The sequence below is a fragment of the Streptomyces sp. NPDC047880 genome (assembly GCF_040706515.1).
In the GTDB taxonomy this organism is placed as follows: Bacteria; Actinomycetota; Actinomycetes; order Streptomycetales; family Streptomycetaceae; genus Streptomyces.
The window spans coordinates 86834-107405 of sequence record NZ_JBEZOK010000029.1; the positions used below are offsets into that span (position 1 = coordinate 86834).

The window sequence follows — 20572 nt, forward strand, 5'->3', positions numbered from 1 at the left end:
CGCGGGTCGCGGGCCGGTATGCCGCAGCCCCGCTCGGGGCAGGGGTGGGACGGTCGGTGCGGTGAGTCTCCGGCTGGGCTTCGGCCCGGGGGGTGAGGCCGACGGTCGATGGCATCGAGTCCTGGGCCCGCCGTCGCCCCCCGGGGGAGTGGGCGACGGTCGGTGCGACGAGGTTCCCGGCCCGTTCTCCTCCGGGGCGTGGGCGCGGTCGGTGTGTGACCTAGGCTGGTCGGGTGACGACCCCGGAAGCTGAGCAGGATGGTGGCGACGCCGCACGGCCCGAGGCGCGGCTGGAGCGGGCCGTACGGGCCGCCGAGCAGGCGTTGATCGAGTACGAGATCGCCGTGGAGACCTTCCGCGTCGAGGTCGATAACTTCTCCCGGCTGCACGAACAGAAGCTCGGACCGCTGTACGCCCGGCTCGAGGAGCTGGACGCCCGGATCCTGGAGGCCAGAGCCGCCCGCAGCGGCGACCCCGCGGACCGGCAGCGGGCGGAGGAGGCCAGGGCGCGGCTCGCCCCGATCCCCGGCGTCGAGGAACTGCTGCACGGCTGGATGGACGGCGACGGCCTGTTCCCCGAGGCGTCGGCGATGCTCACGGACCAGCCGGTCCGGCCCCCGCAGCGGGTCCGCCCCAGCGAGGAGGCCCGCAAGCTGTACCGCGACCTGGCCCGCAAGGCCCACCCGGACCTGGCGCAGGAGGAGAAGGAACGCCGCCGGCGCGAGGAGTTCATCACACGGGTCAACGCCGCCTACGCCCGCGGCGACGAGACGGAGCTGCGGGAGCTCGCCGCGGAATGGGCCGAGGGACCCGAGCTGAAGCGGGGCCCGAGCCGCGCCGAGGAGCTCTATGCCCGCCTCGAATGGCTCGCCCAGCGCAAGGAGCTGCTCGGGCTGCTCGCCCGGGAACTGGAGGACAGCGCCATCGGCCACATGCTGCAGCTGGCCCCGGACGACCCGGACCGGCTCCTGGACGAGATCGGGCAGGGGCTGCTCGCCCAAGTCACCGACCGCGAGACGGAGCTGGCCGCGCTGCTCGGCGAGGGCGACGGCTAGTGCCGCGGCGGGCAACGTTTGCCCGTGAAGGAGCGGCGTCCGGTGCGTGGGCAGAAGGCAGTTCGCCCCAGGGCAACGGCACCCAAGGGGCCATGGTCGTGACGGTGAGCCGCGGCCCGGGTCGGCACGAGGGGCAGGGCTGAGCCGTGCCCGGCCGGTGCCGCGGCCGGTTCCGGTAGCGTCGGACGCATGAGTTTTGGAGCTGGTGTGCCCACGGTCGCGGTCGCGGACCTCAAGGACGGTGACTTCCTGCTGGACGTCCGGGAGGACGACGAGTGGAAGGCCGGCCACGCCGCAGGGGCGCTGCACATCCCGATCAGCGAGTTCGTCGCCCGGTACGGCGAGCTGACCGAGGCCGCCCCGCAGGACGGCCGCGTCCATGTGATCTGCCGTTCGGGTGGCCGGTCCGCCCAGGTCACGATGTATCTGGCCCAGCAGGGCGTCGATGCCGTGAACGTGGACGGCGGCATGCAGGTGTGGGAGGCGGCGGGCCGTCCCGTCGTGACGGACGACGGGCAGCAGGGGTTCGTCCTCTAGGTACCGCTGACCAGGGACCCCCGACCAGGGACCCCCGACCACGGATGGTCGACCGGGGACACCGGGGACACGGGGGACACGGGGGACACCGGGGACACCGACCGGGGGCTCCCGGCGGACCCGGCCGTCGGGGTCAGGCGGGCGGATGGGCCGCCAGCAGGTCGCCCAGGGCCTCCTCGTGTGCCGCGGCCGGGCCGAGTGACAGTTCCAGGTGTTTGGCCCAGGCGTGGTAGCGGTGCAGGGGATAGTCCACGTCGGCGCCGAATCCGCCGTGCAGGTGCTGGGCGGTCTGCACGACCCGGCGGACGCCCTCCGCCGCCCAGATCTTGGCGACGGCCACGTCTCCGGCGGCGGGCAGCGGGCCCGGTGCTCCCGAGGCGATGCGCCACGCGGCCTGCCACAGCGTGGCCTCCATCGCGCGCAGGTCGATGTAGCGGTCGGCGGCCTGCACGGCGACGGCCTGGAAGGTGGCGATCGGGAACCCGAACTGCTCCCGTTTGCCCGTGTACTCCCCGGTCATCCGCAGCACGCGTTCCCCGAGCCCGAGCGCCAGCGCGCACGTCCCGGTGGTCAGCAGGTCCCGCAGCCACTCCCACGCCCCGTCGGCGTCGATGACGTCCCGGGAAGCGAGCCGTGCCGACGCCAGCCGCAGCTCGCCGAGCCGCTCGCCGCTGGTGGAGAACTGCTCCGCAAGCCGCACACCCGCGTGCCCGCGCGGCACCAGGGCCAGTACGGTCCGGCCGGTCCCGGTGTGCGCGGGGACGAGCGTGACGTCCGCGTCGTAGGCCCACGGCACCGCCGTCTGCACCCCGTCCAGCACCCAGTCCCCGCCGTCCCGCCGGGCGGTCACGGACTGACCGGCCGGGTCGTGGCCGGTGTGGCCGTGCGCGGCGACGGTCAGCACGGTCTCGCCGCGGCCGGCCCGGGCGAGCAGGTCCGCCTTCGCCTCCTCCCCGCCGAAGGCCTGGACGGTCGCGGCTGCCGCACTGCTCTCCAGCAAAGGCACCCTGGCCAGTACCTGTGCCGACTCCCGCAGCACCAGGCACAGCGCGACGGCGTCCAGGCCGGCCCCGCCGTACCGCGCGTCGAGCAGCAGGCTCAGCAGGTCGGCGTCGGCGAGCCTGGCCCACAGGGCGCGGTCGCAGGTCTCGGCGACGGCGCCCGGGGTGAGGGCCGGGCTGGGCACGGCGTCGGGGGCGCCCCCGGCGAACACGCCCTTCGCCGCCTCGGCCGCCGCCTGCTGCTCCTCGGTGAAGGTGAAGTCCACGGTGCCTGTCCTCCCGGCGGGTCCCGTTGAGCTGACGGGGCGTCAAGATAGAACAGGTTCTAGAAGAAGGGAATGGGTGTACGGGCGGGCACCGTAGGGTGTCACTCCTGCCGGCGACCGGCCGGGGCGCCCTGTGGATAACCTGCGGGGGTCCCCCGAGGACCAGGGGGACGGCGGCTCCCCGGGCGGTCGCACGCGCCGTACGGTCATCCTCCGTGGTGTGGCGACGGCCACTTCGGGAGGGGCGGGCAGGGGCTGTGCGCGGGTGGGTGTCCTGAGTACCGTGCCGGTGCCGATGCCGCGCGGTGGAGCGCGGGCGGTACGACGCCCTCGCGACCGGGCGGACGGAACGACGGACCGGGATCGTGGAACGGGGCGGAATGGACGCGTACGACGAGGGCTCGACCGCCCGGCACGGCCCGGACGCGCCGGGCCGCCCGACCCCGCCCGAGTGGCAGGACCTGCCGGCGGACCACGACGCCCCGGCGGACCACGACGCCCCGGCGGACCACGACGCCCCGGCGGAACCGGCCGGGCCCGCCGGGCCGCTCGAGATGTCCGGGCCCGCCGGGCCGCTCGAGACGTCCGGGCCGGTCGAGCCGCTCGTGATGGACGGGCAGCCCGTGATGGATGGGCAGCCCGTGATGGATGGGCAGCCCGTGCCGTACCCGCCCGGTGCGCCCCGTACCGGCATCGCCGCGCTCTCCCTGCCTTACCAGGTCGGTGTCGCCCTGGCCCTCGCGGTGGTCGCCATCGGGGTGTGCGTGCATCTCGGGATGACGTTCCTGCACGTCGCGCCGGCGAACACGGTCACCAGGGCGCACGGCAAGGCCGTCGACGACTGGATCTATCCGGAGTTCGAGCAGAACTGGAAGCTCTTCGCACCGAACCCGCTCCAGCAGAACATCTCGATCCAGGTCCGTGCCGGGGTCCGCGGGCCGGACGGCATGACGCTGACCACCGGCTGGTACGACCTGTCCGCCGAGGACGGCCGTGCCATCGACGGCAACCTGCTGCCCAGCCACACCCAGCAGAACGAGCTGCGCCGGGCCTGGGACTTCTTCGTCGCGACGCATGACGGCGAGAACCGACCGGTGGGGCTGCGCGGCGCGCTCTCGGAGGCGTATCTGCGCCGGATCATGGTGCTGCGCCTCACCGACGACGACGCGGTACGGGCCGCGACCGGGGGCGCCGGGGCCATCGAACGGGTGCAGGTGCGCTCCCGGACCAGCAACGTGCCGCCGCCCCGGTGGAGCCGGGAGAAGGTCTCCACGACACCGTCCTACCGGGAGCTGCCGTGGTGGAAGGTGCCGCGGGACGAGGCCGAGGGAGGAGTGCGGTGAACCGCTTCTCGCTCGCCGTCTCCCGTGGCATCGCCCGGGTCACCGAGGCGGCCCTGGGCCCCTACCAGACGGCCGTCGTCCGCATCGGGTTCAGCGCCACCTGGCTGCTGTTCCTGCTCCGCGAACTCCCCCACCGGCACGAGCTGTACGGTCCCGACGGCCCCTGGAGCTGGGATCTCGCCCAGCAGCTGGTCGGCTCCAACGGCTCCTTCACCGTCCTGATGTGGTCGGACGGCCGGGTCTGGTTCGAGATCGTCTACGCGCTCGCGGTCCTCTCCGGCGCGCTGCTGATGCTGGGCTGGCGCACCCGCACCATGTCGGTGCTGTTCATGGTCGGCGTGCTGTCGCTGCAGAACCGCAGCGTCTTCATGGGCGACGGCGGCGACAACGTGCTGCACCTGATGTCGATCTACCTGGTGTTCACGCGCTGCGCCCAGGTGTGGTCGCTGGACGCCCGGCGGGCCGTGCGGGACAGGGCGGCCCGTGCGCGGGGCGAGCGGGTCACGGACCGGACCGGGCCGGTGCTGTGGGGCGTGCTCGGGTTCGTGCTGGTCGCGGTCACCCTGGCCGGCCGTATGCAGGGGGACCGCCTGATACCGGTCCTGCTGTGGACGGTGTGGGTGGTGCTGGGCCTGTGGCGGCTGGTGGGACGCCGGGCCAGGACCGGTGAGCCGCGGATCCTGCTGGACGTCGTCGCGAACATCGTGCACAACGGCGCGCTGCTCGTGATCATGGCGGAGGCGTGCCTGATCTACGCGACAGCCGGCTGGTACAAGATCCAGGGCTCGCGCTGGCAGGACGGCACGGCGGTCTACTACCCGCTCCACCTGGAGTACTTCTCGCCCTGGCCGGCGCTTGCGGACCTGCTGTCCGCCAGCGGCACGATGGTGATGCTGGTGACCTACGGGACGGTCCTCGTGCAGGTCGCCTTCCCGTTCACGTTGTTCAACCGGCGGGTGAAGAATGTCCTGCTGGCCGTCATGATGACCGAGCACGCCGTGATCGCCGTGGTCCTCGGGCTGCCGTTCTTCTCGCTGGCGATGATCGCGGCGGACGCCGTGTTCCTGCCGACGGGCTTCCTGCGCCGCCTGGGCGGCCGGGCGGTACGCGCGCGGGACCGGCTGCGGCGCCGGGGCGGGCGTGCGCACCTGCCCGGGCAGCGCACCCGCGAGAGCCCGGAGGCCACGCACGTAGGCTTCGGGGCATGACCGACCCCGTGACCACCTGGCACCGGCTCGCCGGTGACACCGTCCTGCTCGACGGGTTCCACGCCCTCAAGCACGCGCTGCGCTTCGGCGCCGAGGTGCCGCTGGCGGTCACGGTCGACCGGACGGCCGCGCTGGGCCTCGCCGACGCGCTGGCCCCGGACGTGCGGGACGCGCTGGCCGGGTTGCTGGTGGAGGTGCCGCACGAGACGTACGCGTCGCTCGTGCCGCGCCCGCATCCCACGGCCGTGGCCGCCCTGGCCGTACGGCCGTCCCGTGCCTCCGGCCTCGCGAAGCTGGCGGCCGTGCCGCGAAGGGCCCCGGTCGTGGTCCTCGACCACCCCCGCAACCTGGGCAACGCCGGTGCGGTGATCCGTCTGGCCGCCGGTCTGGGGGCGACCGGCGTGGTGACGACCGGGACGCTCGACCCCTGGCATCCGACGGTCGTGCGGGGCGGGGCGGGGCTGCACTTCGCGACGACGGTGGAGCGGCTGGCCGTCGAGGAGCTGCCGCCGGGCCCGCTGTTCGCCCTGGACCCGGAGGGCGACGACATCCGGGGCGTGAAGCTCCCGGACGACGCCGTCCTCGCGTTCGGCTCGGAGCGCACGGGCCTGTCGACGGAACTGCGCGCCCGCGCGGACCATCTGCTGTCCCTGCCGATGCGCCCCCAGGTCAGCAGCTACAACCTGGCGACGAGCGTGGCGATGACCCTCTACCACTGGAGCCTCGGAACGCCCCTGTAGGAGCGCCCTTCAGGGGCGCGGGGAACCGCGCGGGCAACCACAGCGCACCGGCCGCCCGCGCGACAACGAGAACCCCCGAGCTCCTAGGCGTCCCGCCGCACCTCGACCACCCGGAACCGGTTGGCGACGAACGCCCCGTCACACAGCGCCGCACTCGCCGCCGGGTTTCCACCGGACCCGTGGAAGTCGGAGAACGCGGCCGTCTGGTTCACGTACACCCCGCCCGTGAGGTTCAGCGACAGCTGCGCCGCCTCCTCCAGGCAGACCTCCTGCACGGTCTGCTCGACCTCGGGGTCGGTCGTGTACGCCCCGACGGTCATCGCACCCTTCTCACGGACGGTCCGCCGCAGCAGCTCCGCCGCGTCCGCCGCGGAGTCGACGGCCACGGCGAAGGACACCGGCCCGAAGCACTCGCTCATATACGCGGCCTCGTCGTCCGGCTTGGCCCCGTCCAGCTTGACGATCACCGGCGTACGGACGACCGCCCCCGGGAAGTCCGGGTTGGTGATCTCGCGGGAGGCCAGGGCGACCTCGCCCAGCCCGGCGGCGGCCTCCAGGCGGGCCTTCACGTCCGGGTTGACGATCGCCCCGAGCAGCGCGTTCGCCCGGGCGTCGTCGCCGAGCAGCCCGTCGACGGACTTGGCGAGGTCCGCGACGACCTCGTCGTAGGACTTGGGGCCCTGGTCCGTGGTGATGCCGTCGCGGGGGACCAGCAGGTTCTGCGGGGTGGTGCACATCTGGCCGCTGTACAGGGACAGCGAGAACGCCAGGTTGGAGAGCATGCCCTTGTAGTCGGACGTGGAGTGGACGACGACGGTGTTGACGCCGGCCTTCTCCGTGTAGACCTGGGCCTGGCGGGCGTTGGCCTCCAGCCAGTCGCCGAACTCGGTCGAGCCCGTGTAGTCGATGATGCGGATCTCGGGGCGCAGCGCGAGCGTCTTGGCGATGCCCTCGCCGGGGCGCTCGGCGGCCAGCGCCACCAGGTTCGGGTCGAAGCCGGTCTCCGCGAGCACCTCGCGCGCGACCTGCACGGTGAGGGCGAGCGGCAGCACCGCGCGCGGGTGGGGCTTGACCAGGACCGCGTTGCCGGTGGCGAGGGAGGCGAACAGGCCCGGGTAGCCGTTCCACGTCGGGAAGGTGTTGCAGCCGATCATCAGGGCGATGCCGCGCGGGACCGGCGTGAACTGCTTGTTCATCGCCAGCGGGTCGCGCTTGCCCTGCGGCTTGGTCCACTCGGCGTTGTCGGGCGTGCGCACCTGCTCCACGTAGGCGTAGGCCACCGCCTCCAGGCCGCGGTCCTGCGCGTGCGGTCCGCCCGCCTGGAACGCCATCATGAACGCCTGGCCGGAGGTGTGCATGACGGCGTGCGCGAACTCGTGCGTCCGGTCGCTGATGCGCTTGAGGATCTCCAGGCAGACCACCGCGCGCTGCTCGGCGCCCGCGTCCCGCCAGGCGCGCTGGCCGGCCTTCATGGCGGGCAGCAGCACGTCGAGGTCCGCGTGCGGGTACGTCACGCCCAGGTCGACGCCGTACGGGGACGTCTCGCCGCCCACCCAGTCGTCCGTGCCCGGCTGGCCGAGGTCGAGGCGGGTGCCGAGCAGGGCGTCGAAGGCGGCCTTGCCCGCCGCCGCGTCCAGGCTGCCGTTCTCCCCGTAGGCCTTGGGGTGTTCGGGGTGCGGGGACCAGTAGGCGCGCGTGCGGATCGCTTCCAGCGCCTGGTCGAGGGTGGACCGGTGCCGGGCGATCAGCTCGTGCGCCGAGAGTGCGGCGGTCATGGATGACCAACTCCTCGTCTCAAGAACTCCTCGTCGAGTTCATGACCTGGGCAGAAACCTGGGCAGGAACACTCGGACAGAGCTAGAGTAACCGAACGATCGGTCGGTTCAAGGGGGTCCGCCGCATCTGTGGAAAACCCCGTGCGGGAGGATCGCGCACATGACAGCACTCGACCTCAGCAGCCCCGTGGCCGTCGTCGGCACCGGCACCATGGGTCAGGGAATCGCCCAGGTCGCGCTGGTCGCGGGCCATCCCGTCCGGCTGTACGACACCGTCCCCGGGCGGGCCCGGGAGGCAGCCGACGCGATCGGCGCCCGACTGGACCGGCTCGTCGAGAAGGAGCGGCTCACCGGCCCCGAGCGGGACGCCGCCCGCGCCCGGCTGCTGCCCGCCGGGACCCTCGCCGAACTCGCGGACTGCGCCCTGGTCGTCGAGGCCGTCCTGGAGCGGCTGGACGTCAAGCAGGAGCTGTTCGGCGAGCTGGAGGGCGTCGTCTCCGACGACTGCCTGCTCGCCACCAACACCTCGTCCCTGTCGGTCACCGCCATCGGCGGAGCCCTGCGCGTCCCGGGCCGGTTCGTCGGCCTGCACTTCTTCAACCCGGCGCCGCTGCTGCCGCTGGTCGAGGTCGTCTCCGGTTTCGCCACCGACGTCACGTACGCCACGCGTGCGTACGAGACCGCCCGCGCCTGGGGCAAGACGCCGGTCGCCTGCGCGGACACCCCCGGCTTCATCGTCAACCGCATCGCCCGGCCCTTCTACGCCGAGGCCTTCGCGGTGTACGAGTCCCAGGGCGCCGACCCGGCCACCATCGACGCCGTGCTGCGCGAGTCGGGCGGCTTCCGGATGGGCGCGTTCGAGCTGACCGACCTGATCGGCCAGGACGTCAACGAGTCGGTCACGCGGTCGGTCTGGCAGTCCTTCTTCCAGGACGTGCGCTTCACGCCGTCCCTCGCCCAGCGGCGCCTGGTCGAGTCCGGCCGGCTCGGGCGCAAGACCGGCCACGGCTGGTACGACCACGGCGACGGCGCCGAGCGCCCCGAGCCGGACACCGCCGAGAAGCGGCAGCCGCCCGCGTACGTCGTCGCCGAGGGCGACCTGGGGCCGGCCGCCGAGCTGCTCGCGCTGGTCCGCGAGGCGGGCATCCCGGTCCGCGACGAGGACGAGGACAACGGCAGCCGCCTGGTACTGCCGAGCGGCGGGCAGCTCGCGCTCGCCGACGGGCAGACCTCGGTGGAGTTCCGCGACGTCGTCTACTTCGACCTCGCGCTCGACTACCGCGCGGCCGGCCGGATCGCCCTGTCCGCCTCCCAGGACACCTCCCCGCAGACCCTCTCCGAGGCCATCGGCCTCTTCCAGGCGCTCGGCAAGCAGGTCAGTGTCATCGGCGACGTACCGGGCATGATCGTCGCCCGTACGGTGGCGCGGATCATCGACCTGGCGCACGACGCGGTCGCCAAGGGCGTCGCCACCGAGGAGGACATCGACACCGCGATGCGCCTCGGCGTCAACTACCCCCTGGGCCCCTTCGAGTGGAGCCGCCGGCTCGGCCGCTCCTGGGCCTACGCGCTGCTGGACGACCTGCACCTGCGCGACCCCTCGGGGCGCTACGCGCCCTCCCTGGCGCTGTACCGCCACGCCCATGCCTCCGACAAGCGGGAGGGCACCGCCTCATGACCACCGCCAAGCGCGACACCTACACCCCGGACACCCTGCTGTCCGTCGCCGTCCAGGTGTTCAACGAGCGCGGCTACGACGGCACCTCCATGGAGCACCTCTCCAAGGCGGCCGGTATCTCCAAGTCGTCGATCTACCACCACGTGACCGGCAAGGAGGAACTGCTGCGCCGGGCCGTGGACCGGGCCCTGGACGGGCTCTTCGGGATCCTCGACGAGGAGCACGCACGCGTGGGGCGCGCCTCCGACCGGCTGGAGTACGTGGTGCGGCGCATGGTCGAGGTGCTGATCACCGAACTGCCCTACGTGACGCTGCTGCTGCGGGTGCGCGGCAACACCGACACCGAGCGGTGGGCCCTGGAGCGGCGCCGCGACTTCGACCACCGGGTCGCCGACCTGCTCAAGGCGGCTGCGGCGGACGGGGACGTGCGCGCCGACATAGAGGTCCGGCTGGTGACCCGGCTGGTCTTCGGCATGATCAACTCGATCGTCGAGTGGTACCGCCCGGACGGCCGCGGCATGAGCGAACGCGAGGTGGGCGACGCGGTGGTGCACCTGGCCTTCGGAGGTCTGCGCAAGGCCGGGTGACGGCGTCCTCCGCGTGAGTACCCGCGCGCGGGCGGGCTGAGTACGCGTGACGATGTCCCGGCCCCCCGGCGGTGATGGGGTGGGACGCATGCCCGGACCTGACGCACCGCTCACCCGCGCCACCCACCGGACCTGGTGGCGGGCACCGCTCGCGGCCACCCTGCCCGGACTGCCGCTCCTCGTGCTGGAGTACCGCTGCTTCGCAGCCCAGGACGGCCCCGGCGCCTTCTCGGGCGTGCTGTTCTGGGCGGCCGGCCTGCTCGCGCTCGCCTGGGTGCTGCCGCACCGCCGGTCCCTGCGCGGACTGCGGATCGCGGCCGCCGGCACCGGGCTCGGCTGCGCACTGCTCCCGGTGACGTTCGCGGTGCTGCTCGGCGTCGCGGTGGCCGCGAGCTGACGGGCGCGTCCATGGCCGTCAGCCCTGCGGTTCCAGGTCCTCCTCCTCGAACACCAGCAGGGTGCGCGTGCTGAGCACCTGGGGGATCGCCTGGAGGCGGGTCAGGACCAGCTCGCGCAGGGACCGGTTGTCGGAGACGTGGACCAGCAGCAGCACGTCGAAGTCTCCTCCCACCAGGGCGATGTGGGAGGCGCCGGGCAGCTGTCTGAGCTCCTCGCGGACCGTGCGCCAGGAGTTCTGGACGATCTTCAGCGTGATGTACGCGGACGTGCCCTGACCCGCCCGCTGGTGATCGACCCGGGCGCCGAAGCCCCGGATGACACCGTCCTCGAGGAGCCGGTTGATGCGGGCGTAGGCGTTCGCCCGGGAGACGTGGACCCGCTCGGCGACCGACCGTATCGACGCGCGGCCGTCCGCCTGCAGCATGCGCAGGATGTCCTGATCTATGGCGTCCAGGGGTCGTGGCGGCGGCAGCACGCCACTGTCGTCCTGGCCTTCGGCCATTTGTTCAGATGCCACCTGCGCCGACCTCCCTACCATGGACGTACTGCGTCCATCTCAGGTCGTGGAGAACCGTTTGTCCACAGCCTGGGGTCACCCATAGCCAAATTGTGCCGTCGACCGAACAATCGGTAGGTGAGGCGGGTCACAGCCGACGCGTCTCTTCGAGCCGCTCCCACGAGGAGGTGCCGTCATGACGGTCATGGAGCAGCGGGGCGCGTACAAGCCGACCCCGCCGCCCGCCTGGCAGCCCCGGACGGATCCCGCGCCGTTGCTGCCCGACGCCGAGCCGTACCGCGTCCTCGGCACCGAGGCGGCCGCCAAGGCCGACCCCGAGCTGCTGAGGGCGCTGTACGCGCAACTGGTGAAGGGCCGCCGCTACAACGCGCAGGCCACCGCCCTCACCAAGCAGGGCCGTCTCGCGGTCTACCCCTCCACCACCGGCCAGGAGGCCTGCGAGGTCGCCGCCGCCATGGTCCTTCAGGAGCGTGACTGGCTCTTCCCGAGCTACCGCGACACGCTCGCCGTGGTCGCCCGGGGCGTGGACCCCGTCGAGGCGCTCACCCTGCTGCGCGGCGACTGGCACACCGGCTACGACCCGCACGAGCACCGGGTCGCCCCCCTGTGCACCCCGCTCGCCACCCAGCTCCCGCACGCCGTGGGCCTCGCGCACGCCGCCCGCCTCAAGGGCGACGACGTGGTCGCGCTGGCCATGGTCGGCGACGGCGGCACCAGCGAGGGCGACTTCCACGAGGCGCTGAACTTCGCCGCGGTCTGGCAGGCCCCGGTCGTCTTCCTCGTGCAGAACAACGGCTTCGCCATCTCCGTCCCGCTCGCCAAGCAGACCGCGGCCCCGTCGCTGGCCCACAAGGCGGTCGGCTACGGCATGCCCGGCCGCCTGGTCGACGGCAACGACGCCGCGGCCGTGCACGAGGTGCTCTCCGACGCCGTACGCCACGCCCGCGCGGGCGGCGGCCCCACCCTCGTCGAGGCGATCACCTACCGCGTCGACGCCCACACCAACGCCGACGACGCGACCCGCTACCGCGGCGACGCCGAGGTCGAGACCTGGCGCGAGCACGACCCGATCCGGCTGCTGGAGCGCGAGCTGACCGGGCGCGGCCTGCTCGACGAGGCCGGCATCGAGGCCGCCCGGCAGGACGCCGAGACCATGGCCGCGGCCCTGCGCGAGCAGATGAACCAGGACGCGGTCCTCGACCCGATGGACCTGTTCGATCACGTCTACGCCGAGCCCACGCCCCAGCTGCTGGAACAGCGGGACCAGCTGCGGGCCGAGCTGGAGGCCGAGTCCGAGTCCGAGGGGGGCACGCACCGATGACCACCGTCGCCGTCAAGCCGGCCACCATGGCGCAGGCCCTCACGCGCGCGCTGCGCGACGCCATGGCCGCCGACCCCGCCGTGCACGTCATGGGCGAGGACGTCGGCACCCTCGGCGGCGTCTTCCGCGTCACCGACGGACTCGCCAAGGAGTTCGGCGAGGACCGCTGCACGGACACCCCGCTCGCCGAGGCCGGCATCCTCGGCACCGCGGTCGGCATGGCCATGTACGGCCTCCGCCCGGTGGTGGAGATGCAGTTCGACGCGTTCGCCTACCCGGCGTTCGAGCAGCTCATCTCGCACGTGGCGCGCATGCGCAACCGCACCCGCGGCAGGATGCCCCTGCCGATCACCATCCGTGTCCCCTACGGCGGCGGGATCGGTGGCGTCGAGCACCACAGTGACTCCTCCGAGGCGTACTACACGGCCACTCCGGGGCTCCACGTCGTCACGCCCGCGACCGTAGCCGACGCCTACGGGCTGCTGCGCGCGTCCATCGCCTCCGACGACCCGGTCGTCTTCCTGGAGCCGAAGCGGCTGTACTGGTCGAAGGACTCCTGGAACCCCGAGGAGCCGGCGCCCGTCGAGCCGATCGGCCGCGCGGTGGTGCGCCGCCCGGGCCGCAGCGCCACGCTCATCACGTACGGGCCGTCCGTACCCGTCTGCATGGAGGCGGCCGAGGCGGCCCGAGCCGAGGGCTGGGACCTCGAAGTCGTCGACCTGCGCTCCCTGGTGCCGTTCGACGACGAGACGGTGAGCGCCTCGGTGCGGCGCACGGGACGGGCGGTCGTCGTCCACGAGTCGGGTTCCTACGGCGGCCCGGGCGGGGAGATCGCGGCGCGGGTCACGGAGCGCTGCTTCCACCATCTGGAGGCGCCGGTGCTGCGCGTGGCCGGGTTCGACGTCCCGTATCCGCCGCCGATGCTGGAGCGCCACCACCTGCCCGGTGTGGACCGGATCCTGGACGCCGTGGGGCGTCTGCAGTGGGAGGCCGAGAGCTGATGGCACAGGTGCTGGAATTCAAGCTGCCCGACCTCGGTGAGGGGCTGACCGAGGCGGAGATCGTGCGCTGGCTGGTCGAGGTCGGCGACGTGGTCGCCATCGACCAGCCGGTCGTCGAGGTCGAGACGGCCAAGGCCATGGTCGAGGTGCCCTGCCCCTACGGCGGTGTGGTCACGGCCCGCTTCGGCGAGGAGGGCACCGAACTGCCCGTCGGGGCGCCGCTGATCACGGTGGCCGTGGGGGAGCGGCTCGCCTCGGGCGCCGAGGACACCGGCTCCGGAGGGTCGGGCAACGTCCTGGTCGGCTACGGCACCTCCGAGGCGCCCGCGCGGCGCCGCCGGGTCCGGCAGGACCGGCCGCTGTCCGGCGCGCCCGCGACAGCCGGTCAGGCCGATCCCGCGGGGTCGCCGACCGGGCGGGCGGATGCCGCAGCGGCCACGGAGCCCGTTTCCCCGGCTTCGTCGGCGCAGGCGGGTGGATCCGTGACGACCGTGAACGGCCGGGCCGACGGTCCCGGCACGGCGGACGGCCTCGGTGCCGCAGACGGCCCCGTCCCCGTGATCTCACCCCTGGTGCGCCGGCTGGCGCGGCAGAACGGCCTGGACCTGCGGGCGTTGACCGGATCCGGCCCCGACGGGCTGATCCTGCGGGCGGATGTGGAGTACGCGCTGCGCGTCGCGGGCACTCAGGGCGCCCCGGCGGCATCGCCGGCCGCACCGCACCCGCACGACGTGCAGCACGCACCGAGCCCGGCCCTCGCCTCCCGCCCCTCCGCGGCGGCGGCCCCCGGCGAGACCCGCACCCCGCTCAAGGGCATCCGCGGCGCCGTCGCCGACAAGCTGGCGCGCAGTCGCCGGGAGATCCCGGACGCCACCTGCTGGGTCGACGCGGACGCCACGGAGCTCATGCGGGCGCGCGCGGCCATGAACGCGGCCGGCGGACCGAAGATCTCCCTCCTGGCCCTGCTCGCCCGGATCTGCACCGCGGCCCTCGCCCGCTTCCCCGAGCTCAACTCCACGGTCGACACGCAGGCCCGGGAGATCGTGCAGTTCGACCACGTGCACCTGGGGTTCGCGGCGCAGACCGACCGGGGCCTCGTCGTGCCGGTCGTGCGGGACGCGCACGCGCGGGACGCCGAGTCGCTGACCGCCGAGTTCGCCCGGCTGACCGAGGCGGGCCGCACGGGGACGCTGACACCGGGCGAACTCACCGGCGGGACCTTCACCTTGAACAACTACGGCGTCTTCGGCGTCGACGGCTCCACGCCGATCATCAACCACCCGGAGGCCGCCATGCTCGGCGTCGGCCGCATCGTCCCCAAGCCGTGGGTGCACGAGGGCGAGCTGGCGGTGCGGCAGGTCGTGCAGCTCTCGCTCACCTTCGACCACCGGGTGTGCGACGGAGGCGTGGCCGGCGGCTTCCTGCGGTACGTCGCGGACTGCGTGGAACAGCCAGCGGTGCTGCTGCGGACGCTGTGATTCCCGATCCTCGTCCGGGCCGGTGCAGGTGATCGCGTCGCTTCCCCCGCGTTCCGTGTGATCGCGGGGGCACGCATACTCGGGGGGTGACCGCCTACCAGCCCCCCGGTGAACCCGGCGCCGCCCCCGGCCCCGCGCACGGGGACGGCCCCGCCCGGTACGACGCCGTCGTGCTCGCCGGCGGTGCCGCCAGGCGCCTGGGCGGCACGGACAAACCCGGCGTGCGGGTGGGCGGACGGCCCCTGCTCGACCGGGTGCTCGCGGCCTGCGCCACCGCCCGCACCACCGTCGTCGTCGCCGCGCCCAGGCCGACCGCACGGCCCGTGACCTGGGCGCGTGAGGACCCGCCCGGCGGCGGACCGCTGGCCGCGCTCGACGCCGGGCTGCGCCACACCACGGCCGAGCACCTCGTGGTGCTCTCCGCCGATCTGCCGTTCCTCCGGGAGCCGACCGTGGGCCGCCTGCTGAGCGCGCTGCGGACGAGCGGCTCGGACGGCGTGCTGCTGACCGACCCCGGCGGCCGTGACCAGCCCCTCGTGGCCGCCTACCGGGCATCGCGGCTGCGTGCGGAACTCGCGCTCCTCACCGGCCGGCACGGCGCTCTCACCGGTCTCCCCCTGCGGCGTCTGACCGCCGAGCTGAACCTCACCCGCATCTCCGACCCGGTCGCGTCCTTCGACTGCGACACCTGGGACGACATCGCCACCGCCAGGGCACGTATCAGGGAGCATGGGCACGTGTTGGATGAATGGATTTCCGCCGTCAAGGACGAACTGGGGATCGACCTCGACGTCGACACCCGCGGCCTCCTCGACCTCGCCCGCGACGCCGCCCACGGTGTGGCCCGGCCCGCGGCGCCGCTGACCACCTTCCTCGTCGGCTACGCGGCCGCTCAGGCCGGCGGCGGCCCCGAGGCGGTCGCCGAGGCCGCCCGCAAGGCCGTGGCGCTCGCCGCGCGCTGGGCACAGGAGAGCACGTCCGAGGCCGGGCCCCCCGCCGACGGCCCACAGCAGCCTCAGGGCGGTGTGGCCGCCGAAGGCGCGCAGCAGCCCCGGGGCGACGCGGCCGCCGACGCCACGCAGCCCCCGCAGGGCGATGTGGCCCCCGACGCCACGCCCGACACCCGGCCGGACGCCGGATGACCCCGCACGGCGCCCGTGCCGGAGAGGACGCCGAGGACCTCGACGTCGAGGAGGTGCTCGCCCTCGTGAGGAACAGCAACGGCGACCACCTGCCCGGCCCCGCGGCCCGAGGCGAGAAGGACAGCGCCCGCACCGCGTCCCAGCCGGACACCCCGGCCCGGCCCGGCAGCCACCACCGCGCCACCGCGTGGCCCGAGGCCCGGGCCCTCGCCGAACGCGCCGGCCGCGACGCCGCCCGGGCCGCCCGCCGAGCCCCCTTCTCCGCACCCCTCGACACCGCCCTCGGCCTGACCCTCGCCGCTCCCCTCGACGCCCTCACCGACCTCCCCTCCTTCGACACCTCCGCGATGGACGGCTGGGCGGTCTGCGGCCCCGCACCCTGGCACGTACGGGACGAGGGGGTCCTGGCCGGGCACGCCGCGCCCGGGTCCCTGACCGACGGCGAGGCCGTCCGGATCGCCACCGGCGCCCGCATCCCGCCGGACACCACCGCGGTCCTGCGCAGCGAGCACGGCCGCACCGACGACAAGGGCCGCCTCCACGCGACCAGGGACGTCGTCCCCGGCCAGGACATCCGCCCGCGCGGTCAGGAATGCCGTACCGGCGACCAGCTGCTCGCCGTCGGCACGCTCGTCACCCCGGCCGTCCTCGGGCTCGCGGCGGCGGCCGGATACGACACCGTCACCGCCGTCCCCCGGGCCCGCGCCGAAGTCCTGGTGCTCGGTGACGAGTTGCTCACCGCGGGTCTGCCGCACGACGGCCTGATCCGGGACGCGCTCGGCCCCATGCTGCCGCCCTGGCTGCGGGCGCTCGGCGCCGAGGTCACCGCCGTCCGGCGCATCCGCGACGACGCCGACGCGCTGTACGAGGCCGTCACCGCCTCCGACGCCGACGTCCTTCTCACCACCGGCGGCACCGCCGCGGGTCCCGTCGACCACGTCCACCCCACGCTGCGCCGGATCGGTGCCGAACTCCTCGTGGACGGGGTCAAGGTGCGCCCGGGCCACCCGATGCTGCTGGCCCGCACCACGCAGACCCAGCACCTCGTGGGCCTGCCCGGCAATCCGCTCGCCGCCGTCTCCGGCCTGCTGACCCTCGCCGAACCGCTGCTGCGGATCCTCACGGCCCGCCCGGCCCCCGAGCCGTACACGATGCCGCTCCGGGAGGCCGTCCAGGGGCACCCGCACGACACGCGGCTCGTCCCCGTGGTCCTGCGCGGTGACGAGGCCGTACCGCTGCACTACAACGGCCCCGCCATGCTGCGCGGCATCGCGGCGGCCGACGCGCTGGCCGTGGTCCCGCCGGGCGGTGCACGCACGGGACAGGAGACGGAACTGCTCGACCTGCCCTGGGCGTCCGGAGGAATCGGGGTGTGTTTCACGTGAAACTTCCGGGCCAGGACGCGATCGCCCGCCAGGCCGACGAACATCTGGTGACCCATCGGGTGAAACTCCCGAGGAAAGTGGTGGAGCATCCGATCCGCCAGGTCGCCAAACGGCTCTCCATGGCGCTGTTCGTCCTCGTGCTGACCGCGTTGATCGTCTACGCCGACCGCGACGGCTACAACGACAACGCGGGCGGCGGCATCAGCCTCCTCGACGCGTTCTACTACGCGACCGTCACCCTCTCCACCACCGGCTACGGTGACATCACCCCGGCCAGCGAAAGCGCCCGGCTCACCAACATCCTCGTCATCACGCCCCTGCGCGTGCTGTTCCTGATCATCCTGGTCGGCACCACGCTCGAAGCCCTCACCGAACGCACCCGGGAGGAGTGGCGGCTGACCCGCTGGAGGTCCACCTTGCGCGATCACACCGTCGTCATCGGCTTTGGCACGAAGGGCAGGTCGGCGATCCGGACCGTCGTCGCGACGGGCCTGAAGAAGGAGCAGGTCGTCGTGGTCGACCCCAGCTCCAAAGTGATCGACGCCGCGACCGCCGAGGGCTACGTGGGCATCATCGGGGACGCCACCCGCAGCGAGGTCCTCACCCGGGCCGAGGTGCACAAGGCGCGGCAGATCATCATCGCGACCCAGCGCGACGACACGGCGGTCCTGGTCACGCTGACGGCTCGCCAGCTCAACCGCGGGGCGAAGATCGTGGCCACCGTGCGGGAGGAGGAGAACGCCCCGCTCCTCAAGCAGTCGGGCGCGGACGCGGTCGTCACCAGCGCCAGCGCCGCGGGCCGGCTGCTCGGTCTGTCCGTGCTCAGCCCCTCCGCCGGGATGGTGATGGAGGACCTCATCCAGCAGGGCAGCGGCCTCGACATCGTCGAACGGCCGGTCGTCAAGGCCGAGGTGGGCAAGACGCCCCGGGAGGTCGCCGACCTGGTGGTGAGCGTCATACGCGGTCACCGGGTGCTCGGTTACGACGACCCTGCCGTCGGCAGGCTGGAGTTGACCGACCGCCTCATCACGATCGTGCGGGCGACCCCGGCCACCCAGGTCGCGCCGGACATCCGCCCGATGCCCCCGATGCCCCGCAACAACTGACGCGCGAAGCGGCCGGCCCCGCAGCCTGGCTGAGCGGCCGGCCCGCCCGCGACCGGACGATGTGCGACGGCCGGCCGGCCCGCACCCCGATCAGTGCGCGACGGCCGGCCGGAAACCCGGACCCCCGAGGGTTACTTCCGGTTGTACAGCCGCATCGTGACCGGCCCGAAGACCAGCACGAACAGGGCCGCCCAGCCCAGCGACCAGGCGACTTCGCCGGCCGGCCAGTCGCCGCCCATCAGGCCGCGCACCGCCGACGCCAGATGGGTGATGGGGCTGTTGTTCACGAACGCCTGCAGCCAGCCCGGCATCGTCTTCGGATCGACGAACACGTTGGACAGGAACGTGAGCGGGAAGATCACCATCATGCTCACGCCCATCACCGACTTCTCGGTGCGCAGCATCAGCCCGAACATCGTCCAGATCCACGAGAAGGCGAACGAGAAGGCCACCAGCAGGGCGATCCCGGCGAGCACGCCGACGGCCCCGCCGTCCGGCCGGTAGCCGAGGATGATGCCGACGGTGAGCATCACGACCGAGGCGATCGTGTACCGCAGGGCGTCACCGAGCAGATAGCCGACCATCGTCGACGGACGCCAGATCGGCAGGCTGCGGAACCGGTCGAAGACGCCCTTCTCGATGTCGGTGTTCACGGAGACCCCCGTGTACATGGTGATCATCACGACCGACATCACGAGGATGCCCGGCAGCAGGAACTGGATGTACTCCTCCGGCGAGCCGGCCAGCGCCCCGCCGAACAGGTACGTGTACATCAGCACCATCATGATCGGGAACGCCGTGACGTCGAAGAGCTGCTCCGGCACGTGCTTGATCTTGAGGATCGCCCGCCAGCCGAAGGTCATCGACGCCGACCACGCGCTGGGCCGCGGCGGCCGCTCCTTGGAGACGAGCAGCGCGGCGAGGGACTCGGCGCTGACCGGGGCGAGTTCCTTGCTCTCGGTGGTCGTCGCGGTGCTCATGCCGCCACCTCGTCCTTCGGGTCGCCGGAGCGGTCGGCGGAGTCGTGCGTGTCGTGCCCGGTGAGGGCGAGGAACACCTCGTCCAGGCTGGGCTGGCCCAGCGAGAAGTTGTCGACGGTGATGCCGGCCCGCGCCAGCTCGTTCAGTGCGCGGGCGGCCTGCTCGGCTGCGGAGTCGTCGCTCGCCGCCGTGCCGAGACGGGCGGTGAGGGCCACCGGGTCGGGCTCCGGCTGCACCTGCGCGTCGAGGGCGCGGCGCAGCAGGCCGGCCGCGAGATCGCGCTGGTCGCCATCGCGCAGCCGCAGGTGGACGGACCCGGCGCCGACGGACGACTTCAGCTCGCCCTTGGTGCCCTCGGCGATCACCCTGCCCCGGTCGATGACGGCGATCCTGGACGCCAGCTGGTCGGCCTCGTCCAGGTACTGCGTGGTCAGCAGCACGGTGGTGCCCTGGGCGACGACGGCCCGCACGATGTCCCAGACCTGGTTGCGGCTGCGCGGGTCCAGGCCGGTCGTCGGCTCGTCGAGGAACAGCAGGTCCGGGGTGTTGAGGATGGACGCGGCGATGTCGATGCGGCGCCGCATGCCCCCCGAGTAGTGCTTGACCTGCTTCGCGGCCGCGTCCGTGAGCCCGAAGGCCTCCAGGAGCTGGGCGGCGCGCTCCCGGGCGGCCTTCTTGTGATGGCCCAGCAGCCGGCCCAGCAGGACCAGGTTCTCGGTGCCGGTGAGGTCCTCGTCCACCGACGCGTACTGGCCGGTGAGGCTCACCCGGCCGCGCACCTCGTCCGCCTCGCGGACGATGTCGTGGCCGAAGACATGCGCCTCGCCGCCGTCCGGCCGCAGGAGCGTGGCGAGCATCTTCACGGTGGTGGTCTTGCCGGCGCCGTTCGGGCCGAGGACGCCGTAGACCGTGCCCGCGGGCACGGACAGGTCGACTCCGTCGACGGCCCTCGTCTCGCCGAACGTTTTCACCAGGCCCGCGGTCTCGATCGCCAGGCCGGACAACTGCGTGCTCATGCTTCGGGTCCTTCCGCGTGCTTGGGCTACGCATGGA

At 73.2% G+C, this 20572-nt stretch carries 19 protein-coding genes; 14 read left to right on the forward strand and 5 right to left on the reverse strand.

Going from position 1 to position 20572, the window contains the following annotated elements:
• The first annotated feature begins 233 nt into the window (after nucleotides 1–233).
• A complete protein-coding gene (locus AB0937_RS32790) occupies nucleotides 234–1055 on the forward strand; it encodes a hypothetical protein (RefSeq protein WP_366716907.1) in 822 nt (273 codons plus the stop codon).
• 207 nt (nucleotides 1056–1262) lie between these two features.
• Nucleotides 1263–1592, forward strand: coding sequence for a rhodanese-like domain-containing protein (locus tag AB0937_RS32795; protein ID WP_053670196.1), 330 nt, complete (start codon nucleotides 1263–1265; stop codon nucleotides 1590–1592).
• A gap of 133 nt (nucleotides 1593–1725) precedes the next feature.
• Here the strand turns inward: AB0937_RS32795 and AB0937_RS32800 are convergent, their stop codons facing one another.
• Nucleotides 1726–2859 carry an acyl-CoA dehydrogenase family protein gene (locus tag AB0937_RS32800; protein WP_366716909.1) on the reverse strand — a complete coding sequence of 378 codons (1134 nt, stop codon included), beginning with the start codon at nucleotides 2857–2859 and terminating at the stop codon, nucleotides 1726–1728.
• A gap of 380 nt (nucleotides 2860–3239) precedes the next feature.
• Between AB0937_RS32800 and AB0937_RS32805 the strand changes: the two genes are divergently transcribed.
• Genes AB0937_RS32805 through AB0937_RS32815 form a run of 3 tightly spaced genes read left to right on the forward strand, consistent with a single transcriptional unit; the run spans nucleotide 3240 to nucleotide 6150 of the window.
• Nucleotides 3240–4202: a DUF5819 family protein gene (locus tag AB0937_RS32805; RefSeq protein WP_366716969.1), complete on the forward strand. Its 963-nt coding sequence runs from the start codon at nucleotides 3240–3242 to the stop codon at nucleotides 4200–4202.
• Complete coding sequence (locus AB0937_RS32810; protein ID WP_366716911.1) at nucleotides 4199–5410, forward strand: HTTM domain-containing protein; 1212 nt, start codon at nucleotides 4199–4201, stop codon at nucleotides 5408–5410. Before AB0937_RS32805 ends, AB0937_RS32810 begins: the two co-directional genes overlap by 4 nt.
• Nucleotides 5407–6150 carry a TrmH family RNA methyltransferase gene (locus tag AB0937_RS32815; RefSeq protein ID WP_366716913.1) on the forward strand — a complete coding sequence of 248 codons (744 nt, stop codon included), beginning with the start codon at nucleotides 5407–5409 and terminating at the stop codon, nucleotides 6148–6150. The genes AB0937_RS32810 and AB0937_RS32815 overlap by 4 nt, the downstream gene beginning before the upstream one ends.
• An 83-nt stretch (nucleotides 6151–6233) precedes the next feature.
• Here AB0937_RS32815 and paaN read toward each other — a convergent pair whose 3' ends face one another.
• Nucleotides 6234–7925, reverse strand: coding sequence for a phenylacetic acid degradation protein PaaN (gene paaN, locus AB0937_RS32820; RefSeq protein ID WP_366716915.1), 1692 nt, complete (start codon nucleotides 7923–7925; stop codon nucleotides 6234–6236).
• Between the two features lie 160 nt (nucleotides 7926–8085).
• On the opposite strand from paaN, the gene AB0937_RS32825 reads away from it, so the two are divergent.
• The 3 genes from AB0937_RS32825 to AB0937_RS32835 all read left to right on the forward strand — a co-directional run bounded on the left by AB0937_RS32825 (nucleotide 8086) and on the right by AB0937_RS32835 (nucleotide 10587).
• Nucleotides 8086–9603, forward strand: a complete 1518-nt coding sequence (locus AB0937_RS32825; RefSeq protein ID WP_366716917.1) for a 3-hydroxyacyl-CoA dehydrogenase — start codon at nucleotides 8086–8088, stop codon at nucleotides 9601–9603.
• On the forward strand, nucleotides 9600–10190 hold the full coding sequence (locus tag AB0937_RS32830) for a TetR/AcrR family transcriptional regulator (RefSeq protein ID WP_366716919.1): 591 nt from the start codon (nucleotides 9600–9602) through the stop codon (nucleotides 10188–10190). The genes AB0937_RS32825 and AB0937_RS32830 overlap by 4 nt, the downstream gene beginning before the upstream one ends.
• An 88-nt stretch (nucleotides 10191–10278) precedes the next feature.
• Nucleotides 10279–10587 (forward strand): hypothetical protein, encoded by a 309-nt coding sequence (locus AB0937_RS32835; protein ID WP_366716921.1) that lies wholly within the window; start codon nucleotides 10279–10281, stop codon nucleotides 10585–10587.
• Between the two features lie 18 nt (nucleotides 10588–10605).
• Here the strand turns inward: AB0937_RS32835 and AB0937_RS32840 are convergent, their stop codons facing one another.
• The gene (locus AB0937_RS32840) at nucleotides 10606–11091 is read right to left on the reverse strand and encodes an Lrp/AsnC family transcriptional regulator (RefSeq protein WP_366716971.1); all 486 of its coding nucleotides are present in this window, start codon (nucleotides 11089–11091) and stop codon (nucleotides 10606–10608) included.
• 190 nt (nucleotides 11092–11281) lie between these two features.
• On the opposite strand from AB0937_RS32840, the gene pdhA reads away from it, so the two are divergent.
• The 6 genes from pdhA to AB0937_RS32870 all read left to right on the forward strand — a co-directional run bounded on the left by pdhA (nucleotide 11282) and on the right by AB0937_RS32870 (nucleotide 18539).
• A complete protein-coding gene (pdhA, locus tag AB0937_RS32845; RefSeq protein ID WP_366716923.1) occupies nucleotides 11282–12427 on the forward strand; it encodes a pyruvate dehydrogenase (acetyl-transferring) E1 component subunit alpha in 1146 nt (381 codons plus the stop codon).
• Nucleotides 12424–13428, forward strand: coding sequence for an alpha-ketoacid dehydrogenase subunit beta (locus tag AB0937_RS32850; protein WP_366716925.1), 1005 nt, complete (start codon nucleotides 12424–12426; stop codon nucleotides 13426–13428). Before pdhA ends, AB0937_RS32850 begins: the two co-directional genes overlap by 4 nt.
• Nucleotides 13428–14906: a dihydrolipoamide acetyltransferase family protein gene (locus AB0937_RS32855; RefSeq protein WP_366716927.1), complete on the forward strand. Its 1479-nt coding sequence runs from the start codon at nucleotides 13428–13430 to the stop codon at nucleotides 14904–14906. The genes AB0937_RS32850 and AB0937_RS32855 overlap by 1 nt, the downstream gene beginning before the upstream one ends.
• An 86-nt stretch (nucleotides 14907–14992) precedes the next feature.
• The gene (locus AB0937_RS32860; RefSeq protein ID WP_366716929.1) at nucleotides 14993–16048 is read left to right on the forward strand and encodes an NTP transferase domain-containing protein; all 1056 of its coding nucleotides are present in this window, start codon (nucleotides 14993–14995) and stop codon (nucleotides 16046–16048) included.
• Nucleotides 16045–17433 carry a molybdopterin molybdotransferase MoeA gene (locus AB0937_RS32865; protein ID WP_366716931.1) on the forward strand — a complete coding sequence of 463 codons (1389 nt, stop codon included), beginning with the start codon at nucleotides 16045–16047 and terminating at the stop codon, nucleotides 17431–17433. The genes AB0937_RS32860 and AB0937_RS32865 overlap by 4 nt, the downstream gene beginning before the upstream one ends.
• Nucleotides 17430–18539: a potassium channel family protein gene (locus tag AB0937_RS32870; protein ID WP_366716933.1), complete on the forward strand. Its 1110-nt coding sequence runs from the start codon at nucleotides 17430–17432 to the stop codon at nucleotides 18537–18539. The genes AB0937_RS32865 and AB0937_RS32870 overlap by 4 nt, the downstream gene beginning before the upstream one ends.
• A 131-nt stretch (nucleotides 18540–18670) precedes the next feature.
• Here AB0937_RS32870 and AB0937_RS32875 read toward each other — a convergent pair whose 3' ends face one another.
• A complete protein-coding gene (locus AB0937_RS32875; RefSeq protein WP_366716935.1) occupies nucleotides 18671–19519 on the reverse strand; it encodes an ABC transporter permease in 849 nt (282 codons plus the stop codon).
• On the reverse strand, nucleotides 19516–20535 hold the full coding sequence (locus AB0937_RS32880) for an ATP-binding cassette domain-containing protein (protein ID WP_366716937.1): 1020 nt from the start codon (nucleotides 20533–20535) through the stop codon (nucleotides 19516–19518). Before AB0937_RS32880 ends, AB0937_RS32875 begins: the two co-directional genes overlap by 4 nt.
• Nucleotides 20536–20572: the final 37 nt, after the last annotated feature.

Excerpts from the sequence above, each read along its gene's own strand:
- paaN (WP_366716915.1), bottom strand. The coding sequence starts at position 7,925 with ATGACCGCCGCACTCTCGGCGCACGAGCTGATCGCCCGGCACCGGTCC.
- AB0937_RS32865 (WP_366716931.1), top strand. The coding sequence starts at position 16,045 with ATGACCCCGCACGGCGCCCGTGCCGGAGAGGACGCCGAGGACCTCGAC.
- AB0937_RS32850 (WP_366716925.1), top strand. The coding sequence starts at position 12,424 with ATGACCACCGTCGCCGTCAAGCCGGCCACCATGGCGCAGGCCCTCACG.
- AB0937_RS32875 (WP_366716935.1), bottom strand. The coding sequence starts at position 19,519 with ATGAGCACCGCGACGACCACCGAGAGCAAGGAACTCGCCCCGGTCAGC.
- AB0937_RS32830 (WP_366716919.1), top strand. The coding sequence starts at position 9,600 with ATGACCACCGCCAAGCGCGACACCTACACCCCGGACACCCTGCTGTCC.
- pdhA (WP_366716923.1), top strand. The coding sequence starts at position 11,282 with ATGACGGTCATGGAGCAGCGGGGCGCGTACAAGCCGACCCCGCCGCCC.
- AB0937_RS32815 (WP_366716913.1), top strand. The coding sequence starts at position 5,407 with ATGACCGACCCCGTGACCACCTGGCACCGGCTCGCCGGTGACACCGTC.
- AB0937_RS32825 (WP_366716917.1), top strand. The coding sequence starts at position 8,086 with ATGACAGCACTCGACCTCAGCAGCCCCGTGGCCGTCGTCGGCACCGGC.
- AB0937_RS32855 (WP_366716927.1), top strand. The coding sequence starts at position 13,428 with ATGGCACAGGTGCTGGAATTCAAGCTGCCCGACCTCGGTGAGGGGCTG.
- AB0937_RS32840 (WP_366716971.1), bottom strand. The coding sequence starts at position 11,091 with ATGGCCGAAGGCCAGGACGACAGTGGCGTGCTGCCGCCGCCACGACCC.
- AB0937_RS32805 (WP_366716969.1), top strand. The coding sequence starts at position 3,240 with ATGGACGCGTACGACGAGGGCTCGACCGCCCGGCACGGCCCGGACGCG.
- AB0937_RS32835 (WP_366716921.1), top strand. The coding sequence starts at position 10,279 with ATGCCCGGACCTGACGCACCGCTCACCCGCGCCACCCACCGGACCTGG.
- AB0937_RS32880 (WP_366716937.1), bottom strand. The coding sequence starts at position 20,535 with ATGAGCACGCAGTTGTCCGGCCTGGCGATCGAGACCGCGGGCCTGGTG.